Raw genomic sequence first — 6,968 nt, forward strand, 5'->3', positions numbered from 1 at the left:
GAACCAGTGACCTCTTCGGTGTGAACGAAGCGCTCTCCCACTGAGCTAATCGCCCGGACGCACGGAGAACATTACCCCATGTCAGCGGGTGCCTCCGACCAGCACGAAAAGGCTCCCGGGCGCTGCCACCGGGTCACTGGTCCTTGATCTTCCAGGGCATCACGACACCGAACTTCCAGACGTAGACGCCCACAAGGGCGATCACGATCACCAGGCCGATCGAGGTCAGGACGATGTTGCGACGGCGCACCGCGGGATCGAGCGCGCGCTGCGCCGCCTCGGTGACCTTGCGTTTCGTCCAGCGGAGCACCAGCTGCGCCCAGACGAACTCGGTCGCCCAGATCGCCATACCGCCGAAGATCACCACCCAGCCGGGTCCCGGCAGCGGCAGCATGACGATGCCGGCGGCCACGACCGCGAGGCCGATCACGAAGACACCGACCTGCCAGCTCAGATGCAGCGCACGGCGCGCCTTGACGAATTCCGGCGCCTTGGAACCGAGCCCCCGCTCGTCCCGCGCCCCGTCCGCTCCTGTCGCGTCCGGCGTCTCGTCGGCCACTCCGTCCGACGCCACGACAACCTCACCCGGCCCGTCACTCCCCGTATTCATACGGACAAACCCTACCCGAGGGAAACCAGTCACCGGAATGGCCGCACCGAGCGATCGAGCCCTCGGCCGGAAGAGTTACGTAAAGGCACGCAAAACACTCAGAGGGGTTTACAACGGCACCGTAGGTGGCATGTCGATTTCGCCGACGTGCGAATCCCCGAGCGCACACTGAGCGAAAGGCCCTGGCGCTTATGAACACCACGGTCAGCTGCGAGCTGCACCTGCGCCTCGTTGTGTCGAGCGAGTCATCCCTGCCTGTTCCCGCAGGCCTGAGGTACGACACGGCCGACCCCTACGCCGTGCACGCCACCTTCCACACCGGAGCCGAGGAGACCGTCGAGTGGGTGTTCGCCCGCGACCTTCTCGCGGAGGGCCTCCACCGGCCCACCGGTACCGGCGACGTCCGTGTCTGGCCATCCCGTAGTCACGGTCAGGGCGTCGTCTGCATCGCACTGAGCTCTCCCGAGGGCGAAGCCCTGCTGGAGGCTCCCGCACGGGCTCTGGAGTCCTTCCTGAAGCGGACGGACGCCGCCGTGCCACCCGGCACGGAGCACCGGCACTTCGACCTGGATCAGGAGCTGTCGCACATCCTGGCGGAGAACTAGCGCAAGGCCCCGACCCAGAACCACCCGGCGCCGTCCGAACTCGGGGAGACGGCTCGGGCCTGGACAACCGCATATGGCACACACCGGCGCCGTCGCCGCGATTCGTCGCGGGGGCGGCGCCGGTGCGTGCGGTGCCCGCTCCCGGTGGCTCTCCGTGGCCACGGCGGGCGCGACTCTCCGTAGCCCGGGGAACCCCGAGGGGCACGAGGGCGTTCATAGAGGCATGGGGCCGTCCTCCGGGAAGCCACTACCATCGGCCAGCATCGGCGGGCGCCCGCCCGACCCCCAGGCCAGGGAGCTAAACGTGCTGATCACCCACGACACCCGGTGTGCCCTCGACACCGTGGTGGATCTGGTGAACACCGCGCCGGAGGACGCCGCGGCGCCGGACGGACTGTCGGACGTCGCGCTGCTCGCGGATTTCGTACGGAACCACGAGATCAGCGATGTCGGCGAGCTCTCGGAGTTCGACCTCTCCGCCGTGCGCAAGATCCGCAGCCGGTTCACCGCGGTCTTCGGGGCGCCGGACCCCCGGACCTCGGCGGGACTGATCAACGACCTGGTCGCCGCCGCGGGCACCACACCCCGCCTCACGGACCACGACGGCTACGACTGGCACGTGCACTATTTCGCGCCCGGTGCCTCGGTCGCCGACCATCTCGCCGCCGACTGCGGGATGGCGCTCGCGTTCTTCGTGGTGGCCGGCGAGCAGGAGCGACTGCGCCGCTGCGAGGCTCCCGACTGCAGGCGTGCCTTCGTCGACCTCTCCCGGAACCGCTCGCGCAGATACTGCGACAGCCGGACCTGCGGAAACCGGCTGCATGTCGCCGCGTACCGGGCCCGGCGCAAGGAAGCCGCGGGCTGACGGCCGACGCTCCTCGATGAGGTCGTGGCCCCCGGCGGGTGACGTCGGGGACCACGAGTACGGCTCACAGCATCAGCAGGTCGTGCAGCGAGGCCATGAGCAGCAGACACCCGATCACCGCAAGGAAGATCATCAGCGGTGGCTGGGAAAGGGCGAAAAGGCACCCGCGCGGCTCGTCCTTCGGCGGCGCGGCGTCGCTCTGTGTCGTGTCCAGCATCTCGCCGCGATGATGACGCAGCGAGGACCCCTCACGCGATCAACACGCCCGATAGGAGAGGGAGTTCGCCGAATTCCGTGATGTCCGTTTCGGGTCGCGTCGCGTCCTGAACACTTACCGGCGGACCCGGCTCGCTCTGTGTCGTTTCAGTCGCTGTGCGGCCGTCATATGCCGTGCTTCTTCAGGATGGCCTCGATGTCGCTGAAGTCGTCCCCGCTCTTGGCGCGGGGCGCGGCGGCGGGCCGGGTCGCCGGGCGTACGGCAGGGCCGAGGGAGGGCGCGGAGGCGGTAGGCGCCACGGCGTCCGACCGGTCCGAGGCGCGGGCCGCCCTGCGCTCCTTGCGGGTGCCGCCGCGGCGGCGCTCCACGGCGCGGGTGCCCGAGAAGAGCAGCCAGGCGCCGCCGAGTACGACGAAGCCCGCCCAGGCCACGGGGCTGAACGCGGTGTCGGCGGCCCAGCCGACGACCCCGGTCATCACCAGGCCGACAGGCACGAGCGAATAGGCGGCGATACGGGCGGCGGAGAGAAAACGCTTGCGGTACGCGGTGACCGCCGCGATGCCCAGGCCTGCCGCGGAGACGGCGGAACAGACGGTCTCGGCAATCATCCGGTCCTCCAGGCAGTTCCGTCGGGCAGTCTCGGTCGGACGAGGTCGGTCGGTCCGCTCGGACACGTCGGTCCGGCAGGTCGCACTTCGTCCCTTCCATCCTGCACCGTCCGGTCCCCGGGATGCCATGCCCCGGTAGGACATCAGGGACATCTCCGGGTCGCATCCTCCCCAGGTGCCGGTCGTCGTCGTACGCCCGCGCCCCGTGGTCCCCGTGATCCCGGTTGGGACGGTGGATGCGGGGCTGGGAGACTGGGCCCATGAGTGACCTCTCCCCCGCGCGCATCCCCGTCCTCGACGTCTGGTGCGAGCTCCAGTGCTCGGACTGCCGCACCGCGCTGGACGATCTGCGCGCACTGCGGGCCCGCTACGGCGACCGGCTGGAACTGCGGCTGCGGCACTTCCCCGTGGACAAGCACAAGCACTCCTTCGCCGCCGCGCAGGCCGCCGAGGAGGCCGTGGAGCAGGGGCGGGGCTGGGACTACGTCGAGGCCGTGCTCGCCCGGGTCGAGGAGCTGGACCGTAGGGGGGAACCCTTCCTGGTCGAGGTGGCCGGCGAACTCGGCCTGGACGCCGAGGAGTTCGACACCGCCCTGATCGACGGCCGGCACATCCTGATCGTCGACGCCGACCAGGCCGAGGGCAAGGCCATCGGTGTGACCGGCACCCCGACATATGTCATCGACGGCGAACGCCTCGACGGCGGCAAGAGCCAGGAAGGGCTGCGCGCCCGCATCGAGGAGATCGCCGACCGGCTGCTCGCCAAGGGCGAGTGAGGACGTGGAGAGAGTCTCAGAGCAGGCTCTTGTACAGGTGGTAGGTGACCGTCTCGTAGCCGAGTGACTCGTAGAGCCGCTCGGCCGGGGTGTTGCCCTGGAAGACGTTCAGCCCGATGGCCGGCAGACCAGCCGCGATGCCCTGCGCCTCGGCCAGGAGCATCAGGGAGCGGCCGTGGCCCTTGCCCCGGTAACGGGCGTCGGACTCGACCTTGTAGACGAAGGCCTTGCCGTCACGGCGACCCGTCCAGAGCGTGCCCACCGCCGTGCCCTCGTGCTCCAGGACACTGAAGAGCATGTCCGCGGTGGCGAGTCCGTCGGGCAGCAGGGCGGCGGTGCCCTCCACCGCCCTGGTCCGGGCCTGCGCCTCGGGCATTCCGCGGTCGGCCCAGCTCCGGACGAAGCTCTCCGTGTCCTGCTGCTTCCAGGGGCCGTACTCCTCCTCGGTCATGGGCCGGGCCCGGCTTCCGGCGGGAAGTTCGGGCGCGGTGTCGCCGAGCGGCTTGTCCATGTGGCGGTTGCGCACGACGTAGCCGAGGGCCGTCGCCACCTTCAGCGCCGCCTCCGCGTCGGCCGGCACGGAGACCTCCATCCGGCCGCAGCCCCATCCCCGCACCACCTCCTCGGCGGCCAGCGCGGCCACGGTGCCCCGGCCGCGCCGGCGGTCCGGTTCCTCGATGCGCAGGTCCAGGATCCGGGCCACCGAATCGCCGAAGAGCGGACTCGTGCCGAGGTGTATGGCGCCGACGGGACGGCTGTTCACACACACCTGGAAACGGCGTGAACGCGTCCCGTCGGCCTCGCGCTGAAGCGGCTCGGTCGGCCGCAGGGTCGTGGTCATCAACTGTGTTCTACCCGACCCGGAGCACCAGGTCAGCCCATATAAATGAGGCTTTTATGGATCAAGGTCGTCGGCCGACCGCTCGTCGAAGACGCGCATGGCCTTGGCGGTCACCGGCCCTGCCACGCCCGGGAGTTGGCGGTCGTCGAGCAGGTGGACGGCCTGTACGTCCCGCAGCGAGGACGTCAGGAAGACCTCGTCGGCGCGCTCCAGGACGTCCAGCGGCAGGTCGGTCTCCTTGGCGCCGGTCCATTCGACGGTCAGGGCGCGGGTGATGCCGGCGAGGCAGCCGGAGGTGACCGGCGGGGTGTGGATCTCGCCGTCCAGGACGACGAAGACGTTCGACCCCGTGCCTTCGCAGAGTTGGCCGACCGTGTTGGCGAACAGGGCCTCGGAGGCGCCGTGTTGGTGGGCTCGGGCGAGGGCGACGACGTTCTCGGCGTAGGAGGTGGTCTTGAGGCCCGCGAGGGCGCCGCGCTCGTTGCGGGTCCAGGGGACCGTGACGACGGCGGTGGAGTCGGGGCGGTGCTTCGCCTCGCCGAGGGCGACCACCAGGGTCGGACCGTGTTCGCCGCGGTCGGAGCCGAGGGGGCCGTGGCCGCCCGTGTACGTGATGCGCAGCCTGCCGAACGACAGCGGGTTGGCGTCCAGGACGGCCGCGCAGCCGCGGCGGACCTCGTCGAGGTCGGGGTCGGGGAGGCCGAGGCCGCGCGCGGAGCGGGTCAGCCGGTCGAGATGGCGGGTCAGCGCGAACGTCTTCCCGTCCGTCGCCTTCACCGTCTCGAAAATGCCGTCGCCCACGGTCAGTCCGTGGTCGAAGACGGAGACACGGGCGGACTCGATGTCCTGCAGCCCGCCGTCGAGCCAGATCTTCATGAAAGAGCCTCTCCGCTCACCTCGTACGCGCCCGACGCTACCGCGAGCAGCCGTGCCGCCTTCAGCTCGGTCTCCCGCCACTCCCCCTCGGGGTCCGACCCCCAGGTGATGCCCGCGCCGGTGCCGAAGCGGAGCATGCCGTCGGCGCGGTCGATCCAGAAGGTGCGGATGCCGACGGCCAGTTCGCCGGTGCCCCGGTCGGCGTCCACCCAGCCGATGCCCCCGCAGTAGGGGCCCCGGGGCGTGGTCTCCAGGGCGTCGATGATGCGCAGGGCACTGGACTTGGGCGCGCCGGTGACACTCCCGGGCGGGAAGGCGGCGGCCAGCAGCTCCGGCCAGCCGGCGGTTGCGGGCAGCTCACCGCGGACCGTCGACACGAGATGGACGAGACCGGGGTGCTTCTCGACGACACACAGGTCCGGCACGGTCACGGTTCCCGTGGCGCAGACGCGCCCGAGGTCGTTGCGGACCAGGTCCACGATCATCACGTTCTCGGCGTAGTCCTTCTGCAGCAGGTCCGCCTCCGTCCGCCCGGTGCCCTTGATCGGGCCGGACTCGACGACCCGCCCGGTGCGGCGCAGGAAGAGTTCGGGTGACGCGGTGGATATCTCCACACCGTGACCGGGCAGCCGGATCGTTCCTGCGTACGGCGCCGGGTTGCCGCGTGCGAGCAGGGCGGTGAGGGCGTCCACGTCGGCGTCGGGGGCGATCGGCGCGGACAGGACGCGGCACAGGTTGGCCTGGTAGACCTCGCCGGCCGCGATGTGCTCCCGGATACGGCGGACACCGGCGGTGTAGGCGGCGCGGTCGAGGGAGCTGGTCCAGGCGTCGGTCGCGGGGCCGTGCCAGGCGCCGGGGGCGGGTGCCGGGACCGGTTCGGGTCGTACGTCTCGGAAGCGCGCGCAGGTCAGACGGCCCTCGAAGTCGGCAGCGACCGCCCAGAAGCCGGTGGAGTCCAGGGCCGCGGGATCGCTGGTGACATCGAGGAGGCCGGTGGCGACACGGCCGCCGAAACGGGCGAGAGGAACGAGGTCGAGCACGCCGTCGAGTCTATGGCGGGTGTCTCACAGGTTGCCCAGCCATGTCACCGCGGGTGCCCTGACCATGCGTTCCCGTAGTCGCAGGCCAGCACGCTGCACAAACGCGTTTTTGTGCTGGCCGGGGAATCCGCTAGAGTTCAACTCGTCGCCGCGACGCGCAAGCCGAGCGGAAACGACAAGCGGACGTAGCTCAGTTGGTAGAGCGCAACCTTGCCAAGGTTGAGGTCGCCAGTTCGAACCTGGTCGTCCGCTCGCAGGAAGTGGGGGCTCTTCCCGAACCCCCGCACTCCTGGTGGAGTGGCCGAGAGGCGAGGCAACGGCCTGCAAAGCCGTCTACACGGGTTCAAATCCCGTCTCCACCTCCAAGGACGATTAGCTCAGCGGGAGAGCGCTTCCCTGACACGGAAGAGGTCACTGGTTCAATCCCAGTATCGTCCACTGGTCCGCAAGGACTTGATCCACAAGGATCCCCGCGCGATTAGCTCAGCGGGAGAGCGCTTCCCTGACACGGAAGAGGTCACTGGTTCAAT

General features: G+C 69.9%; 9 protein-coding genes and 3 tRNA genes. 6 read left to right on the top strand and 6 right to left on the bottom strand.

Translation table 11 applies throughout. From position 1 onward, the window contains the following. Positions 1 to 133: 133 nt before the first annotated feature. Positions 134 to 610: a TIGR02611 family protein gene (locus tag OC490_RS46110; protein WP_262064055.1), complete on the bottom strand. Its 477-nt coding sequence runs from the start codon at positions 608 to 610 to the stop codon at positions 134 to 136. Positions 611 to 801: 191 nt separating this feature from the next. Here OC490_RS46110 and OC490_RS46115 point away from each other — a divergent pair, with 191 nt between their 5' ends. Together OC490_RS46115 and OC490_RS46120 are read left to right on the top strand one after the other, a co-directional pair. Then, positions 802 to 1,215: an SsgA family sporulation/cell division regulator gene (locus OC490_RS46115; RefSeq protein WP_010351314.1), complete on the top strand. Its 414-nt coding sequence runs from the start codon at positions 802 to 804 to the stop codon at positions 1,213 to 1,215. A gap of 304 nt (positions 1,216 to 1,519) precedes the next feature. Continuing rightward, a complete protein-coding gene (locus OC490_RS46120; protein WP_262064056.1) occupies positions 1,520 to 2,080 on the top strand; it encodes a CGNR zinc finger domain-containing protein in 561 nt (186 codons plus the stop codon). 64 nt (positions 2,081 to 2,144) lie between these two features. Here the strand turns inward: OC490_RS46120 and OC490_RS46125 are convergent, their stop codons facing one another. Together OC490_RS46125 and OC490_RS46130 are read right to left on the bottom strand one after the other, a co-directional pair. After that, a complete protein-coding gene (locus tag OC490_RS46125) occupies positions 2,145 to 2,297 on the bottom strand; it encodes a hypothetical protein (RefSeq protein ID WP_019059824.1) in 153 nt (50 codons plus the stop codon). A gap of 164 nt (positions 2,298 to 2,461) precedes the next feature. Continuing rightward, positions 2,462 to 2,905, bottom strand: coding sequence for a hypothetical protein (locus tag OC490_RS46130; protein WP_262064057.1), 444 nt, complete (start codon positions 2,903 to 2,905; stop codon positions 2,462 to 2,464). Positions 2,906 to 3,165: 260 nt separating this feature from the next. On the opposite strand from OC490_RS46130, the gene OC490_RS46135 reads away from it, so the two are divergent. Continuing rightward, complete coding sequence (locus OC490_RS46135; RefSeq protein ID WP_262064058.1) at positions 3,166 to 3,681, top strand: DsbA family protein; 516 nt, start codon at positions 3,166 to 3,168, stop codon at positions 3,679 to 3,681. 16 nt (positions 3,682 to 3,697) lie between these two features. Here the strand turns inward: OC490_RS46135 and OC490_RS46140 are convergent, their stop codons facing one another. From OC490_RS46140 to OC490_RS46150, 3 genes are read right to left on the bottom strand one after another with little or no spacing between them, the layout of a single operon-like run. Further along, the gene (locus OC490_RS46140) at positions 3,698 to 4,522 is read right to left on the bottom strand and encodes a GNAT family N-acetyltransferase (protein ID WP_262064059.1); all 825 of its coding nucleotides are present in this window, start codon (positions 4,520 to 4,522) and stop codon (positions 3,698 to 3,700) included. Positions 4,523 to 4,576: 54 nt separating this feature from the next. Next, on the bottom strand, positions 4,577 to 5,398 hold the full coding sequence (locus OC490_RS46145; RefSeq protein WP_262064060.1) for an aminotransferase class IV: 822 nt from the start codon (positions 5,396 to 5,398) through the stop codon (positions 4,577 to 4,579). Further along, positions 5,395 to 6,438 carry a chorismate-binding protein gene (locus tag OC490_RS46150; RefSeq protein ID WP_262064061.1) on the bottom strand — a complete coding sequence of 348 codons (1,044 nt, stop codon included), beginning with the start codon at positions 6,436 to 6,438 and terminating at the stop codon, positions 5,395 to 5,397. The genes OC490_RS46145 and OC490_RS46150 overlap by 4 nt, the downstream gene beginning before the upstream one ends. A 179-nt stretch (positions 6,439 to 6,617) precedes the next feature. On the opposite strand from OC490_RS46150, the gene OC490_RS46155 reads away from it, so the two are divergent. The 3 genes from OC490_RS46155 (at position 6,618) to OC490_RS46165 (ending at position 6,876) form a co-directional block, all read left to right on the top strand. Next, positions 6,618 to 6,690, top strand: a tRNA-Gly gene (locus OC490_RS46155). Positions 6,691 to 6,729: 39 nt separating this feature from the next. Next, positions 6,730 to 6,803, top strand: a tRNA-Cys gene (locus tag OC490_RS46160). A gap of 1 nt (position 6,804) precedes the next feature. Then, a tRNA-Val gene (locus OC490_RS46165) sits at positions 6,805 to 6,876 on the top strand. Positions 6,877 to 6,968 lie beyond the last annotated feature (92 nt).

It is taken from the genome of Streptomyces sp. STR69 (genome assembly GCF_024519455.1).
Taxonomy (GTDB): Bacteria; Actinomycetota; Actinomycetes; order Streptomycetales; family Streptomycetaceae; genus Streptomyces.

Excerpts from the sequence above, each read along its gene's own strand:
- OC490_RS46125 (WP_019059824.1), bottom strand. The coding sequence starts at position 2,297 with ATGCTGGACACGACACAGAGCGACGCCGCGCCGCCGAAGGACGAGCCG.
- OC490_RS46145 (WP_262064060.1), bottom strand. The coding sequence starts at position 5,398 with ATGAAGATCTGGCTCGACGGCGGGCTGCAGGACATCGAGTCCGCCCGT.
- OC490_RS46135 (WP_262064058.1), top strand. The coding sequence starts at position 3,166 with ATGAGTGACCTCTCCCCCGCGCGCATCCCCGTCCTCGACGTCTGGTGC.
- OC490_RS46115 (WP_010351314.1), top strand. The coding sequence starts at position 802 with ATGAACACCACGGTCAGCTGCGAGCTGCACCTGCGCCTCGTTGTGTCG.
- OC490_RS46110 (WP_262064055.1), bottom strand. The coding sequence starts at position 610 with ATGAATACGGGGAGTGACGGGCCGGGTGAGGTTGTCGTGGCGTCGGAC.
- OC490_RS46140 (WP_262064059.1), bottom strand. The coding sequence starts at position 4,522 with ATGACCACGACCCTGCGGCCGACCGAGCCGCTTCAGCGCGAGGCCGAC.
- OC490_RS46130 (WP_262064057.1), bottom strand. The coding sequence starts at position 2,905 with ATGATTGCCGAGACCGTCTGTTCCGCCGTCTCCGCGGCAGGCCTGGGC.